Source organism: Leisingera sp. ABM4_103 (assembly GCF_056158685.1).
Genome location: NZ_JBSWTU010000005.1, coordinates 3,500,407 through 3,519,945, shown reverse-complemented (window position 1 = coordinate 3,519,945; position 19,539 = coordinate 3,500,407). Strand labels below are relative to the sequence as shown.

Genomic DNA, 19,539 nt, shown 5'->3' with positions numbered 1-19,539 from the left:
GCCTGCTTGCTAGGGACGGCGCAGCACATTTGAAGAAATGGGAAACCAAGCATGACCACCGAGCTGCAAAGCGCTGACATTCACCTGATCCAGCGGATCCTGCCGCACCGCTACCCGTTCCTGCTGGTCGACAAGGTGGTCGATATCGACAGCTACAAATCGGCGCGCGGCATCAAGAATGTCACCATGAACGAGCCGCACTTCCAGGGCCATTTCCCGGGCACCCCGATCATGCCGGGCGTGACCATCGTCGAGGCGATGGCGCAGACCGCAGGCGTGATGCTGGGGGTCGGTATGGATATGGTCGACACCAATCTGCTGATCTACTTCATGAACATCGACAAGTGCAAATTCCGCCGCAAGGTGGTGCCGGGCGATGTTCTGGAAATGCATGTGGAGACCCTGCGCGGCAAACCCGGCGGCAAGATCTTCAAATTCACCGGCCGTGCCACCGTCGATGGCGAAGTGGCGGCAGAGGCCGAATTCTCGGCCATGGTCGACGTGCAGAAGGACGGATGAACATGAGCCGGATTCACTCCAGTGCCGTGATCGAAAAGGGCGCCAAACTTGGAAAGGACTGCGAGATTGGCCCGTTCTGCGTGGTTGGCTCTGAGGCGGTTCTGGGGGACCGGGTTGTTCTGAAATCCCACGTTGTCGTCACTGGTGATACCGAAATCGGGGACGAGACGGTTGTCTTCCCCTTTGCCGTGCTGGGCGAGATCCCGCAGGATCTGAAGTTCAAGGGCGAGAAGTGCCGGACCGTGATCGGCAAGCGCAACCGCATCCGCGAGCATGTGACGGTGAATGCCGGCACCGAGGGCGGCGGCGGGCTGACCAAGATCGGCGACGACGGCCTCTTTATGGCGGGCTGCCATATCGCCCATGACGCCCAGGTTGGCGACCGGGTGATCGTGGTGAACTCTGCCGCGGTGGCGGGCCATTGCGTGCTGGAAGACGATGTGATCATCGGAGGCTTGTCGGGCATCCACCAGTGGGTGCGGATCGGCAAGGGCGCCATCATCGGCGCGGTCACCATGGTGACCAACGATGTGATCCCCTATGGCCTGGTGCAGGCGCAGCGCGGCGAGCTGGACGGCCTCAACCTGGTTGGCCTCAAGCGCCGCGGCGTGGCGCGCAGCGACATCACCGCCTTGCGCGCGGCCTTTCAGATGCTGGCCCAGGGCGAAGGCACCTTCCAGGAGCGCGCCAAGCGGCTGGGGGATGAAACCGACAGCGAATACGTGCAGGAGATCGTCGCCTTCATCACCGGTGAAAGCGACCGATCCTTCCTGACCCCGGGAGGCTGATGCCATGCTGGCTTTGATTGCAGGCACCGGCGGCTTGCCGGCCGAAGTGGCTGCCCGTGCTCCGGGCCGCCCGCTGATCTGCGCGATGGCCGGGTCGGAACCGGATGTGGTCGACCCCGAAATCACCTTCCGGTTCGAACAGCTGGGGTCCTTTCTCGAACGGTTGAAGGCCGCGGAGGTGACCGAGATCTGCATGGCAGGCGCGGTGCAGCGGCCGAATATCGACCCCTCGGCGATTGATGCGGCAACCCTGCCGCTGGTGCCGGTGCTGCAAGGCGCGCTGGCCGCGGGCGATGACGGCGCCTTGCGGGCGATCATCGGGATCTTCGAGCAGGCTGGCTTTGCCGTGCGGGCCGCGCATGAGGTCGCGCCGGATCTGCTGATGGCCGAAGGGGTGCCGACCAAGGTGCAGCCCGGCGAGCTGGACAAGGCGGATGCGGAGCGCGGCGCGCAGATCGTCGCTGCCATGTCGGCCGCCGACATCGGCCAATCCTGCGCGGTGCGCAAGCGGCAGGCGATAGCAGTGGAAAACGTCTTTGGCACCGACTGGATGCTGGCAGCACTGGCACAGCGCCCGGACGGGCAGGGCGGTTTGCTGTTCAAGGCACCGAAGCCTGCGCAGGACCGCCGGGCCGACCTGCCCACAATCGGTGTGGAAACCGTGGAAGCCGCGGCCAGGGCCGGGCTGTCCGGTATCGTACTGGAGGCGGGCGGCGTGATCGTTCTGGACCAGGACGCGGTGATCGCGGCCTGCGACCGTCTGGGCCTGTTTCTGTGGCTGCGACGGCCGTGAGCCTGCGGGTGTTCATCCTGGCCGGCGAGCCTTCGGGCGACCGGCTGGGCGGGGCGCTGATGGCGGGGCTGAAACAGCTGGCACCTGGGGTGAGCTTCGACGGCATCGGCGGCGCGCTGATGGCAGAGCAGGGGTTGTCCTCCCGCTTTCCAATGGACGAGCTGTCGGTGATGGGGCTGGCGGAGGTGCTGCCCAAGTACCGCCACCTGAAGCGCCGGATCCGGGAAACCGCGGAGGCCGTGCTGGATACCCGCCCGGACGTGCTGATCACCATCGACAGCCCGGACTTCAGTTTGCGCGTGGCGCGGCTGGTCAAGGAACGAAGCCGCATCCGCACCGTGCATTACGTGGCGCCTTCGGTCTGGGCCTGGCGGCCCAAGCGGGCCGGGAAGATGGCGGAAGTGATCGACCATGTGCTGGCGCTGTTGCCGTTTGAGCCGCCTTATATGGAGGCCGCAGGCATGGACTGCGATTTTGTCGGCCACCCGGTGGTTGCCGAACCGCAGGCCACCGGTGCGGAGATCGCTGCATTCCGGGAAGAATTCGATCTGGGCGAGTCGCCGTTTGTGCTGGTGTTGCCTGGCTCGCGGCGGTCCGAAGTTGCGCGGCTGGCGCCGGATTTCGGCGGCGCGCTGCAGCGCTTCACCGCGGCGCATCCGGAGTTCCGGATCGTCGTGCCAGCCGCCGCGCCGGTGGCCGGACTGGTGCAGGACGCGCTGAAAGACTGGCCCGCGGGCACGGTGCTGATTGATCCGAACCGGTTTGAGGCAGCCACCGCCAAGGCGCACAAACGCGCAGCCTTTGCCGCGGCGGATCTGGCGCTGGCCGCCTCAGGCACCGTGTCGCTGGAGCTGGCGGCCGCCCGCACCCCGATGGTGATCGCCTACAAGTTTCAGTGGCTGACCTGGCAGATCATGAAGCGCATGGCGCTGATCGACACGGTGACGCTGGTCAACCTGGTGAGCGAGACCCGCGTGGTGCCGGAATGCCTGGGGCCGGAGTGCACGCCAGAGGCTATTGCCGCCCGGCTGAACGCGCTGGCAGTGAACCCAAGCGCACAGCTGGACGCGATGGAACTGACCATGGAGCGCCTTGGCCAAAGCGGCGAAGAACCCGGGCTGCGCGCAGCGCGTGCGGTTCTGGACCGTATGCCCGGGCGTTAAGGCTCAAGCGCGCCGGAGGCTGGAGCCTCCGGCGCGCGGCTTCTGGTGGCGCGGGCGCTGCCGCACCCGCGCGGACCTTGCCGCACGTGTGCCGCCGAACGCCAATGGTGGGCGCAAGACGCTGTTTTGGAAAGTATTTTTATGAGAAGCGCCTAAAGGCAGGTCTGCCCTCAGGCGCCAATCCGATTTTGGTTTGAAGGTGGCGCGTCAAGGACAAGCCGCGCGTGCCGCGCGGAGGCTGTGCCTTCCTTGACAGAGCGCCGCGCCTCAGTAGCCGCGCCAGATCCAGCCGCCGCCGAAGATTCGGCTGCCCTCGTTGGCGTAGAACACGCAGGCCTGGCCGGGGGAGACACCCTCTTCCGGGGTCAGCAGCTCCACTTCCGCGGTGGTGTCGCTGAGCGGCCTGATGATCGCCTCGCGCGGGGGGCGGGTAGAGCGGACCTTTACCTTCAGATGCCATTCGTCCCGGCTGGTGAAGGGCTCATCACCCAGCCAGTTGATCTCGCGCACCGGGATGGTGCGGGTCGCCAGCAGCTCCTTGGGGCCAACGACGACCTGCTTCTTGTCCACATCCAGCTTCACCACATACAGCGGCTCTGACAGCCCGCCGATGCCAAGGCCGCGGCGCTGGCCGATGGTGTAGTGAATCACGCCTTCGTGGCTGCCCAGAACCCGGCCGTCGGAATGCACGATCTCGCCCGGCTCTGCTGCACCCGGGCGCAGCTTCTCGATCACCGAGGCATAGTTGCCATCGGGCACAAAACAGATGTCCTGGCTGTCGGGCTTGTCCGCCACCGCCAGCCCGTACTGGGCCGCCATTTCGCGTGTTGCGTCCTTGGACGGCAAGTGGCCCAGCGGGAAGCGCAGGTAGTCCAGCTGCTCCGGCGTGGTGGAGAACAGGAAATAGCTCTGATCGCGATTGGCATCCTCGGCACTGTGCAGCTCCGGCCCGTTTGCGCCCATCTTGCGCTGGATATAGTGGCCGGTGGCCATGCAGTCGGCCTCCAGATCCTTGGCGGTCTCCAGCAGGTCCTTGAACTTCACCCGCTCGTTGCAGCGGATGCAGGGCACCGGCGTTGCGCCCGCCAGATAGCTGTCGGCGAACTCGTCAATCACCGCATCTTTAAAAATGTTCTCATAATCCAGGACGTAATGCGGGAAGCCGCGCTCCTCTGCCACACGGCGGGCGTCATGAATATCAATTCCCGCGCAGCACGCGCCTTTCTTGGCCAGAGCCGCGCCGTGATCATAGAGCTGCAGCGTCACGCCGACCACGTCATAGCCCTGATCGGCCAGGTATGCAGCGACAACAGAGCTATCGACGCCACCGGACATGGCCACCACCACCCGGGTTTCCGAGGGAGGTTTGGCAAAGCCAAGCGAGTTTAAGGTGGTGTTGTGGTCCAGCGCCATGGGGCAGCTCCTGAAGGCAAGGGGGCAGGCGCCGCAGAATATAGGAAAATCCTAACAACTCTCAAGGGGTGTGGTTCACGCGCCGTTAAGCCTGTTCGGAAATTCTTCTGCCGGACCCCAACGAAAACGATCTTCAAAGGGAAGACGGATGTTTTTGAAGAAAGTCGACGGCCCGCGGGCCGTTACCCTGCCGGACGGAACCATTATGACCCGGGCGGATTTGCCGCCGGAAACCACCAAGCGCTGGGTGGCCTCGCGCAAGGCTGCGGTTGTGCGCGGCGTGCTCTACGGGCTGCTGCCGCAGACCGAAGCAATGCGCCGTTACGGCCTTAGCGAAGAGGAGTTCCGCAGCTGGGTCGCCGCCGTGGCCGACCATGGTGAAGAAGCGCTGAAAACCACAAGGCTGAAGAAATTCCGTAACCCGGATGCAAAATAGTATGAGCCGCCCTTGAGTTGCATTCGTAAATTAACCATCATGGTAACGGGGCATTAACTTTTTTCCACCAAGGTTAACGGGACCTGAGGGAAACAGTGTACAGGCGGAGAATAAAATATGCGCATTCTTTTGGTTGAGGATGATCCGACCACAGCGAAAAGCATCGAGCTGATGCTGACCCACGCCAACCTGAACGTCTATTCGACGGATCTGGGCGAGGAAGGGATCGATCTGGCCAAGCTTTACGACTATGACCTGATCCTGCTGGATCTGGGGCTGCCGGATATGAACGGCCATGAGGTGCTGCGCCAGCTGCGCATGTCCCGCATCGAAACACCCATTCTGATCCTGTCCGGGGCAGATGACACCGACAACAAAATCAAGGGGTTCGGCTTTGGTGCGGATGACTATCTGACCAAACCCTTCCACCGTGAGGAACTGGTGGCACGGATCCATGCGATCATCCGCCGCTCGAAAGGCCATTCGCAGTCGATTATCAAGACCGGCAAGATCTCGGTCAACCTGGATGCCAAGACGGTTGAGGCCGATGGCAAGGCGGTGCATCTGACCGGGAAGGAATACCAGATGCTGGAACTGCTGTCCCTTCGCAAGGGCACCACGCTGACCAAGGAAATGTTCCTGAACCACCTTTACGGCGGTATGGATGAACCGGAACTGAAGATCATCGACGTTTTCATCTGCAAGTTGCGCAAGAAACTCAGCAATGCGACGGGCGGCGAGAATTACATCGAAACCGTCTGGGGCCGCGGCTATGTGCTGCGTGATCCGCAGGAAGATCACATGTCCGGCGGCCAGCGGATGGCGGTCGGCGCCTGAAAGGGTGACGATCCGGGCGGCGCTTGACCTCGTGCCGCCGGTTGCAAAGACCTGCCAAGCGGCGGGTCTTTTCATTTTTTCCAGCGGCGTGATCGCTCCCTGACAGAGGCGCTGGACGCGGCGCGCGCGGCGTCCTATCACCAGTGGTGAGAACGAAGAGGGACCGCGCGTGGCAGAGAATTCGGAAAAAGACGTGGCCGGCCTGACGGCGGAAGACGCCCGGGCAGAGTTTCTTGCGCTGGAGGAACAGCTGCGGGCGGCGGATTTGGCGTATCATCAGGCCGATGCGCCGGAGATAAGCGACGCCGAATACAATTCGCTGAAACGGCGCTACAACGCGCTGGCGGAGGCCTTTCCTGAACTGGCCGAAGAAGCCTCCCTGCTGGAGGCGGTCGGCGCGCCGGCGGCGTCCGGATTTGGCAAGATCACCCATGCGGTGCGGATGCTGTCGCTGGGCAATGCTTTCGAGGATGAGGACGTCACCGATTTCGACCGAAGCATCCGCAAATACCTGGGCCTGGGCGGGGAGGCCGCGCTAGGCTACACAGCCGAACCCAAGATCGACGGTCTGTCGCTGTCTCTGCGGTACGAGCATGGCAAACTGGTTCAGGCCGCCACCCGCGGCGATGGCAGTGTGGGCGAAAACGTGACCGCCAATGCACTGACCATCGCCGATATTCCGCAGCAGCTGGACGGCGCGCCGGAGGTGCTGGAGGTGCGGGGCGAAGTCTATATGAGCCACGCAGATTTCGAAGCACTGAACGCCCGCCATGCGGAGCGCGGCGGCAAGATCTTTGCCAACCCGCGCAATGCCGCCGCCGGTTCGTTGCGGCAGCTGGACGCCGAAATCACCCGCGCCCGGCCTTTGCGTTTCTTTGCCTATAGCTGGGGTGAGCTGAGCGCGCCTTTGGCGGAGACGCAGATGGACGCGATCGCGCGGCTGCAGTCGCTTGGGTTCCAGACCAACCCGCTGACCCGTCTCTGCACCAGCGTTGCGGAGATGATCGACCACTACCGCAGCATTGAGGAACAGCGCGCCACGCTGGGTTATGACATCGACGGGGTGGTCTACAAGGTCAACGATCTGGCGCTGCAGGGGCGGTTGGGGTTCCGCTCCACCACGCCCCGCTGGGCAATTGCGCATAAATTCCCGGCCGAACTCGCTTGGACCCGGCTGGAGACCATCGACATCCAGGTGGGGCGCACTGGCGCGCTCAGCCCGGTGGCGCGGCTCACTCCGGTGACGGTCGGCGGCGTGGTGGTGTCCAATGCCACGCTGCACAACGAGGATTACATCCAGGGCCGGGATTCCAAGGGGGAGGAGATCCGCGGCGGCAAAGACATCCGCATCGGCGACTGGGTGCAGATCTACCGCGCGGGCGACGTGATTCCAAAAGTGGCGGATGTGGATCTGTCCAAGCGGCCCGAGGGGGCCGAACCCTATCTGTTCCCGCACTCCTGCCCGGAATGCGGCAGCCCGGCGGAACGGGAAGAAGGCGATGCTGTGCGCCGCTGTTCCGGGGGGCTGATCTGCCCCGCGCAAGCGGTGGAAAAGCTCAAGCATTTCGTCTCCCGCGCGGCCTTTGACATCGAAGGGCTGGGTGCCAAGCAAGTGGAGCAGTTCCACAGCGACGGCTGGATCAAGGAGCCCGCGGATATCTTTGATCTGCAAGAAAATTACGGCTCTGGCCTGCAGCAGCTGAAGAACCGCGAGGGCTGGGGGGAGAAATCCGCCGACAACCTCTTTACCGCGATTGAGGAAAAGCGCACGATCCCGCTGGCCAAGCTGATCTTTGCCCTCGGCATCCGCCATGCAGGTGAGGTAGCCGGCCGCGATCTAGCGCTGCACTACCGGGACTGGCAGGGTATGGCGGCTGCGCTCGACGCGGCCCGCCCGGCTGCGTTGGCGCACCGGGCCGCCGATGAAGCCGAGGAGTCTGAACGCCAGGCTGCCTCTGATGAGGGCCGTCGGCCCCGGATCTCGGAAACCCGGGCCGCTGCCATTGCAGCCTGCGAAGTCCCGGCCGAGGCTTCAGCTGCCTGGGCCGACCTGATCGGCGTCGACGGGATCGGCGCGGTGCTGGGCCTGTCCCTGTCCGATGCCTTTGCCAACCCGGAGGAGCGCGCGGCCATCGACCGGCTGGTGGCGAAACTGACCATCGTGCCGCCTGATGCGCCGGCCGCGGACAGCCCGGTTGCGGGCAAGACCGTCGTCTTCACCGGCACGCTGGAGAAGATGACACGCGCCGAGGCCAAGGCACGGGCCGAGTCGCTGGGGGCCAAGGTCTCCGGCTCCGTTTCCAAGAAGACTGACATTCTGGTGGCTGGCCCCGGCGCGGGTTCCAAAGCCAAAAAGGCGGCAGAGCTGGGCATTCAGACGCTGGACGAAGACGGCTGGCTGGAGCTGATCGCAGGGGCATGAGCGGGCGTCCGGAGATCCTGTTTCCGCTGTTTGCGGGCGCCGAGACCTTGCAGGGTGTCGGCCCGAAAACCGCGCAGAACCTTCTCCAGATTGATATAGAAACACCGCGCGACCTGTTGTTTTCCCTGCCTTATTCTGTGGTCGACCGCCGGCGGCGCGAGACTATTCGCGGTGTGGACTTGCCCGCAACGGTGACGGTTGAGGTGACCGTTGGCCGCCACCGGCCCGCGCGCAACAAGGGCGGCGCCTATCGTATCCACGTGGAGGACGCGGAGACCGAGTTCCAGCTGGTCTTTTTCCATGGCCGCAGCCGCTATCTGGAGGCGCAGCTGCCGGAGGGATCGCGCCGCGTGGTCTCGGGCAAGCTGGAGCTGTTTGACGGCCTCGCGCAGATGGTCCACCCCGATCACATGCTGCCGGTGGAAGAGGCGCATGAGATACCGGAGTACGAGCCGGTCTACAGCCTCACCCACGGGGTCACGCAGAAAACCATGTACAAGGCGGCGCAAAGCGCGCTGTCGCGGATGCCTGAGCTGGATGAGTGGATCGACCCGGCGCAGATGCTGAAGGAGAACTGGCCTGCCTGGCACGAGGCGCTGCAATCCTCGCACGTGCCGCAAGGCCTGGATGACCTGAGCCCGCAGGCGCCGGCCCGGGCGCGTCTGGCCTATGATGAGTTGTTTTCGCATCAGCTGACCCTGGCGCTGGCGCGGCAAACTGAGCGCAAGGCCCGGGGCATCGAAAGCCATGCGACCGGCCGCCTGCAGTCGCGTGTTTTGAAGACGCTGCCGTATAAGCCCACTAACGCCCAGGCCCGGGCGATCGAGGAAATCTCCGCCGATATGGCCTCGCCCAAGCGCATGAACCGGCTGCTGCAAGGCGATGTGGGCGCAGGGAAAACCCTGGTTGCTTTCATGGCCTTGCTGGTCGCAGTTGAAGCGGGCGGGCAGGGGGTGATGATGGCCCCGACCGGCATTCTTGCACAGCAGCACATGGAGGGGCTCGGACCGCTTGCGGAAGATGCGGGGGTGGTGATCGAGATCCTGACAGGCCGCGACAAGGGGGCTGAGCGAAAGGCCAAGCTGGCTGCGCTCAAGCGCGGTGATATTCATGTTCTGGTCGGCACCCATGCGGTGTTCCAGCAGGATGTTGAATTCCGAGACCTGCGGCTCGCGATTGTCGATGAACAGCACCGCTTCGGGGTGCGGCAGCGGATGGAGCTGGCAGAAAAGGGCAAGGGCGCCGATGTGCTGGTGATGACTGCAACACCGATCCCGCGCTCGCTGGCGCTGGCGCAATACGGCGACATGGATGTCTCGGTGCTGGATGAGAAACCGCCGGGGCGCAAACCGGTCAAGACTGCGGTCATCAGCACCGAACGGATGCAGGAGGTGGTCGACCACCTGCGCAAGGCCATCGCGGAGGGGCGGCAGTGCTATTGGGTCTGCCCGCTGGTCGATGAGTTGGAGCTGAGCGACCTGACCGCGGCGGAGGAGCGTTTCAAGCATCTTCGCGCTGTCTTGGGTGAGGGGATCGCGGGTCTGGTCCACGGCCAGATGCCGCCCGCGGAAAAGGATGCCGCGATGGCGGCGTTCCAGGAGGGCAAGACCAAGGTTCTGGTGGCCACCACGGTGATCGAGGTCGGGGTAAACGTGCCCAATGCTTCTATCATGGTGATTGAACGGGCGGAGATCTTTGGCCTGGCGCAGCTGCACCAGCTGCGCGGCCGGGTTGGGCGCGGCAGCGCCGAGTCGACCTGCCTGCTGATGTACCAGCCGCCGCTGACCGAAGGCGGGCGCAAGCGGTTGGAGGTTTTGCGTGAGACCGAGGACGGCTTCCGGATCTCGGAAACCGACCTGCAGATGCGCGGCGCGGGCGACATGATCGGCACCGCGCAATCCGGGCTGCCGCGGTTCCGGATTGCCGACCTGGAGCGCCAGGCCGGGCTGATGGCGGTGGCGCAAAGCGATGCGCGGGCGCTGCTGGCGACAGACCCCAAGCTGGAGAGCGCCCGCGGCAAGGCGGCGCGGGTGCTTCTGTGGCTGATGAAGCAAGATCAGGCGATCCGTTTGATTACAGTGGGTTAACCCGCGTTTAGGCGCGTATTCTCGACTGATGTTCCAATCTGTTCGCAAATGTTCTCAAAAAGTTCTTTACAGGTGCTGGTAAAAATGAGAACAAAGGGGCAACAAATTTGCCAAAGAGCGAAAAGACAGACTGGAGGAGGCCCGAGCCATGATTGCACAGATCAAAACCACGATTCAGAATGCCCATTCCACCCTGCTGCAGGACGCCATCGGCGCGGCCTCGCTGATGGTAATGCTGGTGGCGGCGCTGCATTTGCCGGGCCTGTTCTGACCCTCTGTTCCCGTTCCTGAATGCCTCTGCTGTGCCGGGCCGGCCCTTTCCTGTCCCGGACTGCCCAAGGGATCAACCGCCTGTCCCGATCCCCCAATGGATTGCCTCAAGATCCAGCCTGGCCCGCCCGGGTCCCGCACCGCAGAGCATGACTGCCGCCGCCATCCTGCCCGGATGCGCGGCGGTTTTTTGTTGGAAGGGCGAAGGCAAAAAAATCGCTCCCCTGCAATACTGCAAGGCTTGTTACGGGGGCTGCTGTCTAAGACACTCAGTGAAGCAAAGAGCCGCCGTCAGGCGCATTGCTCCTTGGCGGCGGTCTGCATCGCTTCCAGGGTGGCCTCCAGCGCCAGCATGATGGAGGCATGGCGGTTCTTGAACTCGCGCGCGGGCTGCAGCACTTCCAGCCCGTCGAAGGGGGCATCGGGCACCGGGCCGTCCTGGGTCAGCATGGCCTTCAGCTGGTCGCGGGCGGTCTCGACCTCGGCCAGCGAGCGGCCGATCACATTGGCGCCGACAACAGCCGCGGCGGCCTGTCCCAGCGCGCAAGCCTTTACGTCCTGGCCGAAATCCGCGATCTGTCCGTCGTCTACAGTGACGTCTACGGTGACGGTGGAGCCGCACAGCGGCGAGCGTTTCTTGACCGTGGCGTTCGGGGTTTCCAGACGCTCAAGATGCGGAATATCCGCCGCCAGCGCCAGAATGCGCGAAGAATACAGCTTGATCAGATCGGATTCGCCAGACATCGCTTTCCCGGGCTTTCCCTGCTTGGTGGTTCCCCATACATAGGGAGCCGAACAGCAGATGCAAAAGGTTTTTATCCATGTCTATTGCCGCGTCCTTTGATCCCGCCAGCCTGTCCTACAATAATGCCGGCCTGATCCCCTGCATCGCGCAGGATGAGGCGTCAGGCGAGGTGCTGATGATGGCCTGGATGAATGCAGACGCGGTGGCGCGCACGCTGGAAACCCGCCGGGTCACCTACTGGTCGCGCTCGCGCCAGGCGTTCTGGATCAAGGGGGAGACCTCGGGCCATGTGCAGGAACTGGTGGATCTGCGGGTCGATTGCGACCGCGACTGCCTGCTTGCGCTGGTGCGCCAGACCGGGGCGGCTTGCCACACCAACCGGCGGACCTGTTTCTATACCGCGCTGCGGGAGGGGGGCGAGGTCGAGCTGATGAAACCGATGGAGTGAACCGCAACCAAAGGAGACGCCCCTGATGGGCCGTGCCTGCGGCGGGGGTATTTTCAGCAAGAGGAAGGCGGCAGGCCTACCATGCCGCGGATGTCCTGCGGGGTGGCGCCCTCGGCGCGGTACTTGGAGATGGCGCGGGCGTCGTCGCGTTTGGCGAGCCGTTTGCCATGTTCGTCGCGGATCAGGCGGTGGTGGTGAAAAACAGGCGTGGGCAGGCCCAGCAGCGATTGCAGCAGCACATGGATCTGGGTTGCTTCGAACAGGTCGGCGCCGCGCACCGCATGGGTGATACCCTGATCCGCGTCATCTATCACCACCGACAGGTGGTAGGAGCTGCCCATGCTGCGGCGCACCAGGATGATATCGCCAACGCTTGAGACCAGTTGTTCTGGGTCGAGCTGGTGCGTTCCGGCAAATTCTGGTCCGGTCTCGGTGAAGCTGCGCAGCTCTGCGGTCTGGATGGCCTTTTCCATGTTCAAACGGATCACGTCGCGCTCCGTGGCCTCGCCAGGCAGGCGGGGGCGGCAGGTGCCGGGATAGATGCGCCCGTCGGGGCCGAATTGCGGGACGCCTTCCTGCGGTGCTCCGGCCGCGGCCTCGATATCGGCGCGGTTGCAGCAGCAGGGGTAGGTGAGCCCCAGTGCGGTCAGCCGGTCCAGTGCGGCGCGGTAGCGGGGCAGCCGCTTTGATTGGCGCATCACCGGCTGCGGCCAAATGAGGCCCAGCCAGTGCAGGTCGTCATAGATCTGCGCCTCCCAGGCGGGCCGGGCGCGGGATTGGTCGATATCCTCAATGCGCAGCAGGAAGCGGCCGTCTTCAGCCGTTGCCATGCCATACGCCAGCAACGCGGAATAGGCGTGACCCAAGTGCAGCGGTCCGGTCGGCGACGGCGCAAATCTGGTGGTGAATGTCACGCCTTCTCAATCACATAAACGGTTGACTTCAGGTTTATTCCGGGGAGGTGATCCCCATGTTCCCGGAATAGCAGCCGTGCCGCCGAACAGTCCAGCCATTCGTTGAGCTTGCCGGTATAGGCGGGGTCCTCCAGCGCGTGGTCGTTGTAGGAGAAAGCAAACAGCCCGCCGCGCGGCAAGGCGCGCATGATCATGTCGAACACCACGGGCGGAGCCGCGCCGGTACCCAGCACACCGCAGCCGGTGATCAGGCGGTAGGCGCCTTCCGGGATCGGCTTCTTGTTGGAAACATCAATCTGCGTCAGCTTCCGGTAAACGCCTTTGCTGCGGGCCTGGGCGAGCATTTCCTCGGAAGGCTCCATTCCGTCGACGGTTTCAAAGCCTTGCAGCCGCAGCGCCATGCCCGACAGGCCGGTGCCGCAGCCGAAATCCAGAACAGGCTCGCTCAGGTCTTTCTGGAATTTCGCCAATGCCTGGGCGATCCGCCCCGGTGTCGCATACCCGTTTTCGGCAATCTCTGCGTCATAGGAAGCGGCCCACTGGTCGTAGTGCTTGAGGGTCGCTTCCGGTGTTTCAAGGTCATAGGCCTTGTTCAGAAACTTTTCGCTCATGCCGCAAGTTTAGGCCCCGCGGCCGTATTCCGTCTAGGAAAAGTTGCTGAGCCACTCCTGCCAGACGGTCTTGGCGCGGTCGGTATAGGCCTTGTAGCGGTCCTTGCGGCCGCGGCGGCCGCCTTTCAGGCCGTCCACCGGGCGGAACAAGCCAAAGTTCACGTTCATCGGCTGGAAGGTCTTGGCCTCGGCGCCGCCGGTGATGTGGTGGATCAGCGCGCCCATAGCGCTGTCCTGCGGCACTTCGGGCAAGTCCCGGCCGAGGATTTCTGCCGCGGCCAGGCGGCCGGCCAGCAGGCCCATGGCGGCGCTTTCGACATAGCCCTCAACGCCGGTGATCTGGCCGGCAAATCGGATGTTAGGCTTGGACTTCAGCCGCATCTGTGCGTCCAGCAGGGTGGGCGAATTGATGAAGGTATTGCGGTGGATGCCGCCGAGGCGGGCAAAACTGGCGTTCTCCAGTCCCGGGATCATTTTGAACACTTCGGTCTGGGCGCCGTATTTCATCTTGGTCTGGAAACCGACGATGTTGAACAGCGTCCCCAGCGCGTTGTCGCGGCGCAGCTGCACCACGGCATGGGCTTTGACGTCCGGCTGATGCGGGTTGGTCAGTCCCACCGGCTTCATCGGCCCGTGGCGCAGGGTTTCGCGGCCGCGTTCGGCCATCACCTCGATCGGCAGGCAGCCGTCGAAGTAGCCAGCGGTCTCGCCCTCGTGGAATTCGGTCTTGTCGGCGGCCAGCAGCGCGTCGATGAAGGCTTCGTACTGGTCTTTGTCCATCGGGCAGTTGAGGTAGGCGGTGCGCTCCTCCTCGGTTTCGCCCTTGTCATAGCGCGACTGCATCCAGGCCTTCGACATGTCGATCGACTCGGCATAGACGATCGGCGCGATGGCATCGAAGAAGGCCAGCGCCTCAGCGCCGGTTTCAGCCTGAATCGCCTTGCCCAGCTCCGGCGAGGTCAGCGGGCCGGTGGCAAAGATCCAGTGGCCGCCGGCGGGCAGTTCGGTGATCTCCTCGTAAGAGACCGACACATTCGGATGCGCCTTCAGCCTGGCGGTCACGGTTTCGGCAAAGGGCTCGCGGTCCACGGCCAGGGCGCCGCCGGCGGGCAGGCGGTGCTGATCGGCGGTGGTCATGATCAACCCGTTTGCCTGGCGCATTTCCCAGTGCAGCAGGCCGACCGCGTTCTGCTCATCATCGTCGGAACGGAAGGAGTTGGAACACACCATCTCGCCCAGGTTGCCGGTCTGGTGGGCAAACGTCTCCACCTTGGGGCGCATTTCGTGGATGACCACGGATACGCCCATGTTCGCCGCCTGCCAGGCCGCTTCCGAGCCGGCCATGCCGCCGCCCACGATATGCAGTGTTTGTGCCGAATGATCTGTCATGCCCGCCACATAGGGCAGGGTGAGGGCCTGTGCAACCGGCTTGGGCGCGTGGGGCTGCGGCAGAGCTGCCGGAAACCGCGCACGCGCGACGTCCGGGTGTCAGTTCGTCAGGGGCAGGGTAATTTGGGGCCGCCGCCGCGGGAATGATTGACCGGTGAGAGAGAACCGGTTGGAGGGACCCTTCCGCAGCAGCAGCCCAAATTGTGCAGGCCAGTGACAGTGCGTCGGCCTTGCCCAATCTTTGCCATCTTTCCGCCCGAATTGAAAGGCAGTTGGCTGGCGTCTTGAGGAAACAATAGGTTTCGATTGGTAAACAAAGCTTAAAGCTCTCCGAAAATTTTCCGAAAAACTTATTCCTGCCAGTCAGGCGCGCGTTTTTCGATAAAGGCGGCCATGCCTTCGATGGTGTCGCGGTACATCAGGTTCTCGACGATCACCCCGCTGGTATAGGCATAGGCCTGGTCGAGCGGCATTTGCAGCTGCTCATAAAACGCCTGTTTGCCGATCTTCACCGCCGCGCCCAGTTTCGCAGCGATGGTTTCGGCCAGCTTGGCGGTTTCCGCCTCCAGCGCCTCCAGCGGCACGGTGCGGTTGGCCAGCCCCAGCTCCACCGCGCGGGCGGCGCCGATGAACTCGCCTGTAGTCAGCAGCTCAAACGCCTGCTTGCGCGGGATGTTGCGCGACAGCGCTACCATCGGGGTGGAGCAGAAGAGGCCGATGTTCACCCCGTTGACGCCAAATCTGGTGCCCTCCGCCGCCACCGCCAGATCGCAGGACGCGACCAGCTGGCAGCCCGCCGCCGTGGCGATGCCATGGACCTGGGCGATTACCGGCTGGGGCAGGGACTGCAGCCCCGTCATCACGCTGGTGCAGCGGGCAAACAGATCCTGGAAATAGGCCTTGCCGCCATCTTCGCCTGCGCGCCCTGCGGTCATCTGCTTGATATCATGGCCTGCGCAAAAACCTTTGCCCGCGCCGGACAGGATCACCACCTTGATGCTGCTGTCTTCGCGCAAGGCATCTATCTGTTCCTGCAGCGCCGCCAGCATCTCGTCCGACAGGGCGTTCAGCTTCTCCGGCGTGTTCATCGTCAGCCGGGCAATATTCCCTGTGTCGCAACGTTCCAGAATTGCCATCTTGCTCTCCTCCCAAAGCTTGCGGCAACTCTAGTCAGCGCGAAGGGAAAGGAAAAGCATGGCACTGGCATTTGATGTCGCAGGTCTGACGGACTACCTGCATGAGATCTTTCCGCAGGTGAAAGACGACTTTGCCATCGACGCGATGGATGAACACGGTCTGCGGATGCGGCTGCTGACGGCGGAGCGGCACCTGCGGCCCGGCGGCACCGTGTCGGGCCCGTCGATGTTTGCGCTGGCCGACTGCGCGATCTACGCGCTGATCCTGTCGCGTCTGGGGCGCGAGGCGCTGGCGGTGACCACCAATTGCTCGCTGGATTTCATGCGCAAGCCGGTCGCCAGGGCGGATGTGATTGCCGAGGCGCGGCTGCTGAAGCTGGGCCGGGTTCTGGCGGTGGCGGATGTGCTGATGTACTCCGAAGGCATGGAGGAGCCGGTCGCCCGCGCCTCCATGACCTATTCGATCCCGCCCAAGCGTTAAAGCGCGGTGGCCAGCGGCTGGCCGACCTTGACCAGCGTCTCCCGGCCTTTGGCGCTGTTGGCTGCCAAGTCATCCGCAAACCGGACTTTGCCCGGCTCGAACACCACCACCACGGTGGAGCCGCCGAACTTGAAATAGCCCTTCTCGTCCATCTTCCGCACCGTGCCTTCGGTGCGGGTGTTGACGATGGAGCCGACGCCAAAGGCGCCCACCTCGACAAAGCAATAGGTGCCCAGGGTTTCGGTCTCAATCAGCGTCCAAGTCCGTTTGTTCTCGCCGAACACGTCCGGCCCGGCCCCCAGCGCAATCGGGTTCACCGAATGCAGCGCGCCGGGTATGTCCCGGGCGCCGGTGATCCGGCCAGCGGCGGGGAAGTGATAGCGGTGATAGTCCGCCGGGCACAGCCGCACGATGGCTAGCGCGCCGCCGATGAAGCGCTCTGCAATACCGGGCAGCATGGTGCGGACCGACATCGGGTAGCCTTTGACCGGAACAAAGACATCCTCAGCCAGTTCAGGGAACACCAGCACCCGGCCGTCGGCGGGGGAAACGATGTCCTTCGGATCATCGCTGAAGGGGCGGGCTTCGGGCTTCAGGTGGCGCACGAAAAAGTCGTTGAAACAGCTGTAGCTGTCCGCAGCTGCTGTGGCCTCCGACATGTCGATTGACAGATCCTCGATCACCTTGGCGATCTTGCCCTTGGATATCCGAGAATCGAACCAGGCGCCCATCAGCCGGCTGATAAGGGTGGAGCGGAACAGCAGTTTCTCCACCGGTCTGGCGCTGGCGTTCTGATAGGCCCAGCGGATCCATTTCTCGCCCAGCACAACCTCTTCAAAGGTCTCGCCGGTCTCGCGGTCAACAACAAGGATGGGGTCGCGCTGCATTTGGCCTGCCACGTGTGATTAAGCTCCCGCCGCGCCTAGCAAAGACTGGCAGTCAGGCCAAGGGGGATCGGCGCGCAACGTTAGGGCCGGGGCCGTCCCCTCGGCCGGATCAATAAATTAAGCGTTCGCCTGGGTGGGCGCGGAACGCGCCCGCCGTGGGGCGGGCGGACGCGTGCCTGCCGCTGGCGCGACAGGCGAATTGAATGGAACGGGCTTAGTTCAGGTTTCATTCATGCTTGCGTCAAGGATGCTGAACGCGATCACCCAACTCAGCCGCTGACATGAAAAAGGGGGCCGGAGCCCCCTCATGCCTCCCGCTTACGGGAACAGCTTCTTCACGTAGTTCGGCAAGGCAAATGCGGCCTTGTGAACCTCCGGATTGTAGTACCCGGTGTCGATCCCGGCGGCGGCAAAGCGTGCCTGCAGATCTTCCAGGCTTACATTGCGGGCCTTGTCCGAGTGGCTGCCCCAGCCGAACGCCATCGGCCCGCCGGCATAGGTCGGCACGGTCGCCAGATAGCAGGACGCGTCAGCGAACAGCGCCTGGAATGCCCGCAGGGTGCCGGTCAGCTCATCGCCCTGCATGAACGGCACGCCGTTCTGGGTGACGATGATGCCGTCCTCGGTCAGCGACCGCGCCGCGTGGCCATAGAAGGTGTCGGTGAACAGCACTTCACCAGGGCCGATCGGGTCGGTCGAATCGACGATGATCACGTCGAACTTTTCGGTGTTCTCTTTCATGAAGAGCGCACCGTCGTTGATCACCAGATTGAGGCGCGGGTCGTCAAAGGCGCCGTCGCTCAGCATCGGCAGATACTCTTTCGAGAAATCCACGACGCCGCCGTCGATCTCTACCATGGTGACATGCTCTACCGAGGTGTGGCGCAGCGCCTCGCGGGCCATGCCGCCGTCGCCGCCGCCGATGATCAGCACGCGCTTTGCGTTGCCATGCGCCAGGATCGGCACATGGGTCAGCATCTCATGGTAGATGAAGTTGTCGCCTTCGGTGGTCTGCACCACGTCGTCCAGCGTCAGAATGCGGCCGAACTGGCCGTTCTGGAACACTTTCAGGCGCTGGTGCTCGGTGTTGCTGTCATAGAGCATCTCGTCCACACGCAGACGCTGGGCGTAATGCGCGTGCAGGCTCTCGGTGACCCACTCCTTCTTGACGGCATCGCTCATGCCGCCACCTCTTTGGCGATCAGCTCCTCCCCGCGCAGCAGTTCGCGCACTTCCACCATGTCGGTGTTGAACGCTTCTTTCAGCACGCCGACGGCTTTCCACGGCTCGGCGTCGCCGCACATGAACACGTCAAAGGCGCCGTAGCCGATTTCCGGCCAGGTGTGGACAGAGATGTGGCTTTCCGCCAGCACCGCAACACCGGACACGCCTTGGGGCGAGAACTTGTGGGTGTGGATGTGCAGCAGGGTGGCGCCGCAGACCTCAACACATTTGCGGAAGGCGTTCTGGATGCGCTCTTCGCAGTCCAGGCCGGTGCCCTTCATCACTTCGATGATCAGATGCGTGCCGGCAAACACCTTGCCATCCTTGCGGATGAAATGGTCTTCGCGGTCGGAATCCACAACAGCATCAAGATTCGCGGCAGTTACACCGCGGGCGGTATCTTCCTCATGGGCGCCTGTCTCCAGACCGATCCCCAGTTGGAAGAGGTTGGCGTCTTTCATGGCGCTCCCCTTCGTTCCAGCAGATGACAATCCAGACGGCCCTTAGCGCCCCCCCGGATAAGGGTCCGGGGTTGGGATCGGTGCCGAAAGTGAGGGGGCATGTAGGACCCATGAAAGATTCGTTCAACCTTTAATTTCCGCATGGCTGGTAACGCATGGGCGGGGGGGGCCGCCTGGCGGCGGCAGGTGAAAGAAAACGGGCGCAAAAAAAAGGCCGGGGCGAACCCCGGCCGTCAGGTTGTTCTATTGCCCAGGGGATCATGGGCGCCAGAACGGAAGAGTCGCTTCATAATGGGCGTCGGCGCGGCTCAGCCCGATGTCCTTCAGCTGCGCGTCGCTCAGGTGTTTCAGCTGGCACCGGGTTCGGTGGCGCAGGCTCCACTTGGTGACCAGCACGGCAAACAGGACGGCCCACTGCGCCAGAACCGGCAGGGCCGGGCGGCTGTTCAGAAAGGACATATTCGATTGTGCCATTTGCGTGTGCTGTGCCATGGGAGGCTTCCTTCGTATTGTGT

The 19,539-nt window shown here is 63.6% G+C and carries 21 protein-coding genes; 11 read left to right on the top strand and 10 right to left on the bottom strand.

Annotated elements, in window-relative coordinates; all coding sequences use genetic code 11:
- Positions 1-51: 51 nt before the first annotated feature.
- Genes fabZ through lpxB form a run of 4 tightly spaced genes read left to right on the top strand, consistent with a single transcriptional unit; the run spans position 52 to position 3,263 of the window.
- Positions 52-519, top strand: a complete 468-nt coding sequence (gene fabZ, locus ACXAED_RS19050) for a 3-hydroxyacyl-ACP dehydratase FabZ (RefSeq protein ID WP_475052372.1) — start codon at positions 52-54, stop codon at positions 517-519.
- 2 nt (positions 520-521) lie between these two features.
- On the top strand, positions 522-1,307 hold the full coding sequence (gene lpxA, locus ACXAED_RS19045) for an acyl-ACP--UDP-N-acetylglucosamine O-acyltransferase (RefSeq protein ID WP_475052371.1): 786 nt from the start codon (positions 522-524) through the stop codon (positions 1,305-1,307).
- A 4-nt stretch (positions 1,308-1,311) separates the two neighbouring features.
- Entirely contained in the window at positions 1,312-2,100 is a 789-nt protein-coding gene (locus tag ACXAED_RS19040; RefSeq protein ID WP_475052369.1) for an LpxI family protein, read from the top strand.
- The gene (gene lpxB / locus ACXAED_RS19035) at positions 2,097-3,263 is read left to right on the top strand and encodes a lipid-A-disaccharide synthase (protein ID WP_475053146.1); all 1,167 of its coding nucleotides are present in this window, start codon (positions 2,097-2,099) and stop codon (positions 3,261-3,263) included. Before ACXAED_RS19040 ends, lpxB begins: the two co-directional genes overlap by 4 nt.
- A 267-nt stretch (positions 3,264-3,530) precedes the next feature.
- On the opposite strand, the gene mnmA is transcribed toward lpxB, so the two are convergent.
- Positions 3,531-4,676 (bottom strand): tRNA 2-thiouridine(34) synthase MnmA, encoded by a 1,146-nt coding sequence (gene mnmA, locus ACXAED_RS19030; protein ID WP_475052366.1) that lies wholly within the window; start codon positions 4,674-4,676, stop codon positions 3,531-3,533.
- A gap of 148 nt (positions 4,677-4,824) precedes the next feature.
- Between mnmA and sciP the strand changes: the two genes are divergently transcribed.
- The 5 genes from sciP to ACXAED_RS19005 all read left to right on the top strand — a co-directional run bounded on the left by sciP (position 4,825) and on the right by ACXAED_RS19005 (position 10,729).
- On the top strand, positions 4,825-5,112 hold the full coding sequence (sciP, locus tag ACXAED_RS19025; RefSeq protein WP_008557698.1) for a CtrA inhibitor SciP: 288 nt from the start codon (positions 4,825-4,827) through the stop codon (positions 5,110-5,112).
- Positions 5,113-5,229: 117 nt separating this feature from the next.
- Positions 5,230-5,949 (top strand): response regulator transcription factor CtrA, encoded by a 720-nt coding sequence (ctrA, locus tag ACXAED_RS19020; protein ID WP_008556381.1) that lies wholly within the window; start codon positions 5,230-5,232, stop codon positions 5,947-5,949.
- A gap of 202 nt (positions 5,950-6,151) precedes the next feature.
- Entirely contained in the window at positions 6,152-8,371 is a 2,220-nt protein-coding gene (gene ligA, locus ACXAED_RS19015) for an NAD-dependent DNA ligase LigA (RefSeq protein WP_475053144.1), read from the top strand.
- Positions 8,368-10,458 carry an ATP-dependent DNA helicase RecG gene (recG, locus tag ACXAED_RS19010; protein WP_475052364.1) on the top strand — a complete coding sequence of 697 codons (2,091 nt, stop codon included), beginning with the start codon at positions 8,368-8,370 and terminating at the stop codon, positions 10,456-10,458. The genes ligA and recG overlap by 4 nt, the downstream gene beginning before the upstream one ends.
- 148 nt (positions 10,459-10,606) lie before the next feature.
- On the top strand, positions 10,607-10,729 hold the full coding sequence (locus ACXAED_RS19005; RefSeq protein ID WP_019296173.1) for a hypothetical protein: 123 nt from the start codon (positions 10,607-10,609) through the stop codon (positions 10,727-10,729).
- A gap of 290 nt (positions 10,730-11,019) precedes the next feature.
- Here the strand turns inward: ACXAED_RS19005 and ACXAED_RS19000 are convergent, their stop codons facing one another.
- Complete coding sequence (locus ACXAED_RS19000) at positions 11,020-11,472, bottom strand: iron-sulfur cluster assembly scaffold protein (protein WP_475052363.1); 453 nt, start codon at positions 11,470-11,472, stop codon at positions 11,020-11,022.
- A 77-nt stretch (positions 11,473-11,549) separates the two neighbouring features.
- Between ACXAED_RS19000 and hisI the strand changes: the two genes are divergently transcribed.
- The gene (gene hisI, locus ACXAED_RS18995; protein ID WP_475052361.1) at positions 11,550-11,921 is read left to right on the top strand and encodes a phosphoribosyl-AMP cyclohydrolase; all 372 of its coding nucleotides are present in this window, start codon (positions 11,550-11,552) and stop codon (positions 11,919-11,921) included.
- A 53-nt stretch (positions 11,922-11,974) separates the two neighbouring features.
- Here the strand turns inward: hisI and gluQRS are convergent, their stop codons facing one another.
- The 4 genes from gluQRS to ACXAED_RS18975 form a co-directional block, all read right to left on the bottom strand.
- Positions 11,975-12,835, bottom strand: a complete 861-nt coding sequence (gene gluQRS, locus ACXAED_RS18990) for a tRNA glutamyl-Q(34) synthetase GluQRS (RefSeq protein WP_475052360.1) — start codon at positions 12,833-12,835, stop codon at positions 11,975-11,977.
- Positions 12,832-13,446, bottom strand: a complete 615-nt coding sequence (locus tag ACXAED_RS18985; RefSeq protein ID WP_475052359.1) for a class I SAM-dependent DNA methyltransferase — start codon at positions 13,444-13,446, stop codon at positions 12,832-12,834. The genes gluQRS and ACXAED_RS18985 overlap by 4 nt, the downstream gene beginning before the upstream one ends.
- Positions 13,447-13,479: 33 nt before the next feature.
- Positions 13,480-14,835, bottom strand: coding sequence for a methylenetetrahydrofolate--tRNA-(uracil(54)-C(5))-methyltransferase (FADH(2)-oxidizing) TrmFO (trmFO, locus tag ACXAED_RS18980; protein WP_475052357.1), 1,356 nt, complete (start codon positions 14,833-14,835; stop codon positions 13,480-13,482).
- A 350-nt stretch (positions 14,836-15,185) separates the two neighbouring features.
- A complete protein-coding gene (locus ACXAED_RS18975; RefSeq protein WP_475052355.1) occupies positions 15,186-15,971 on the bottom strand; it encodes an enoyl-CoA hydratase in 786 nt (261 codons plus the stop codon).
- A gap of 58 nt (positions 15,972-16,029) precedes the next feature.
- Between ACXAED_RS18975 and ACXAED_RS18970 the strand changes: the two genes are divergently transcribed.
- Entirely contained in the window at positions 16,030-16,452 is a 423-nt protein-coding gene (locus ACXAED_RS18970; protein WP_475052353.1) for a PaaI family thioesterase, read from the top strand.
- Here the strand turns inward: ACXAED_RS18970 and asd are convergent.
- The 4 genes from asd to ACXAED_RS18950 all read right to left on the bottom strand — a co-directional run bounded on the left by asd (position 16,449) and on the right by ACXAED_RS18950 (position 19,516).
- Positions 16,449-17,339, bottom strand: coding sequence for an archaetidylserine decarboxylase (gene asd, locus ACXAED_RS18965; protein WP_475052350.1), 891 nt, complete (start codon positions 17,337-17,339; stop codon positions 16,449-16,451). The two genes, ACXAED_RS18970 and asd, sit on opposite strands and share 4 nt — an antisense overlap.
- A 318-nt stretch (positions 17,340-17,657) precedes the next feature.
- Positions 17,658-18,521: a polyamine aminopropyltransferase gene (speE, locus tag ACXAED_RS18960; protein WP_475052348.1), complete on the bottom strand. Its 864-nt coding sequence runs from the start codon at positions 18,519-18,521 to the stop codon at positions 17,658-17,660.
- The gene (speD, locus tag ACXAED_RS18955; RefSeq protein WP_259937596.1) at positions 18,518-19,024 is read right to left on the bottom strand and encodes an adenosylmethionine decarboxylase; all 507 of its coding nucleotides are present in this window, start codon (positions 19,022-19,024) and stop codon (positions 18,518-18,520) included. The genes speE and speD overlap by 4 nt, the downstream gene beginning before the upstream one ends.
- A gap of 258 nt (positions 19,025-19,282) precedes the next feature.
- Complete coding sequence (locus ACXAED_RS18950; protein ID WP_259969605.1) at positions 19,283-19,516, bottom strand: DUF1127 domain-containing protein; 234 nt, start codon at positions 19,514-19,516, stop codon at positions 19,283-19,285.
- Between the last annotated feature and the right edge of the window lie 23 nt (positions 19,517-19,539).

What these genes read in the sequence shown, in the direction of transcription:
- ctrA (WP_008556381.1), top strand. Translation starts at nt 5,230, where the DNA reads ATGCGCATTCTTTTGGTTGAGGATGATCCGACCACAGCGAAAAGCATC.
- ACXAED_RS19040 (WP_475052369.1), top strand. Translation starts at nt 1,312, where the DNA reads ATGCTGGCTTTGATTGCAGGCACCGGCGGCTTGCCGGCCGAAGTGGCT.
- asd (WP_475052350.1), bottom strand. Translation starts at nt 17,339, where the DNA reads ATGCAGCGCGACCCCATCCTTGTTGTTGACCGCGAGACCGGCGAGACC.
- ACXAED_RS18970 (WP_475052353.1), top strand. Translation starts at nt 16,030, where the DNA reads ATGGCACTGGCATTTGATGTCGCAGGTCTGACGGACTACCTGCATGAG.
- speE (WP_475052348.1), bottom strand. Translation starts at nt 18,521, where the DNA reads ATGAGCGATGCCGTCAAGAAGGAGTGGGTCACCGAGAGCCTGCACGCG.
- fabZ (WP_475052372.1), top strand. Translation starts at nt 52, where the DNA reads ATGACCACCGAGCTGCAAAGCGCTGACATTCACCTGATCCAGCGGATC.
- hisI (WP_475052361.1), top strand. Translation starts at nt 11,550, where the DNA reads ATGTCTATTGCCGCGTCCTTTGATCCCGCCAGCCTGTCCTACAATAAT.
- ACXAED_RS18985 (WP_475052359.1), bottom strand. Translation starts at nt 13,446, where the DNA reads ATGAGCGAAAAGTTTCTGAACAAGGCCTATGACCTTGAAACACCGGAA.
- mnmA (WP_475052366.1), bottom strand. Translation starts at nt 4,676, where the DNA reads ATGGCGCTGGACCACAACACCACCTTAAACTCGCTTGGCTTTGCCAAA.
- speD (WP_259937596.1), bottom strand. Translation starts at nt 19,024, where the DNA reads ATGAAAGACGCCAACCTCTTCCAACTGGGGATCGGTCTGGAGACAGGC.
- sciP (WP_008557698.1), top strand. Translation starts at nt 4,825, where the DNA reads ATGTTTTTGAAGAAAGTCGACGGCCCGCGGGCCGTTACCCTGCCGGAC.
- ACXAED_RS18950 (WP_259969605.1), bottom strand. Translation starts at nt 19,516, where the DNA reads ATGGCACAGCACACGCAAATGGCACAATCGAATATGTCCTTTCTGAAC.
- ACXAED_RS18975 (WP_475052355.1), bottom strand. Translation starts at nt 15,971, where the DNA reads ATGGCAATTCTGGAACGTTGCGACACAGGGAATATTGCCCGGCTGACG.
- ACXAED_RS19005 (WP_019296173.1), top strand. Translation starts at nt 10,607, where the DNA reads ATGATTGCACAGATCAAAACCACGATTCAGAATGCCCATTCCACCCTG.
- trmFO (WP_475052357.1), bottom strand. Translation starts at nt 14,835, where the DNA reads ATGACAGATCATTCGGCACAAACACTGCATATCGTGGGCGGCGGCATG.
- recG (WP_475052364.1), top strand. Translation starts at nt 8,368, where the DNA reads ATGAGCGGGCGTCCGGAGATCCTGTTTCCGCTGTTTGCGGGCGCCGAG.
- ACXAED_RS19000 (WP_475052363.1), bottom strand. Translation starts at nt 11,472, where the DNA reads ATGTCTGGCGAATCCGATCTGATCAAGCTGTATTCTTCGCGCATTCTG.
- lpxA (WP_475052371.1), top strand. Translation starts at nt 522, where the DNA reads ATGAGCCGGATTCACTCCAGTGCCGTGATCGAAAAGGGCGCCAAACTT.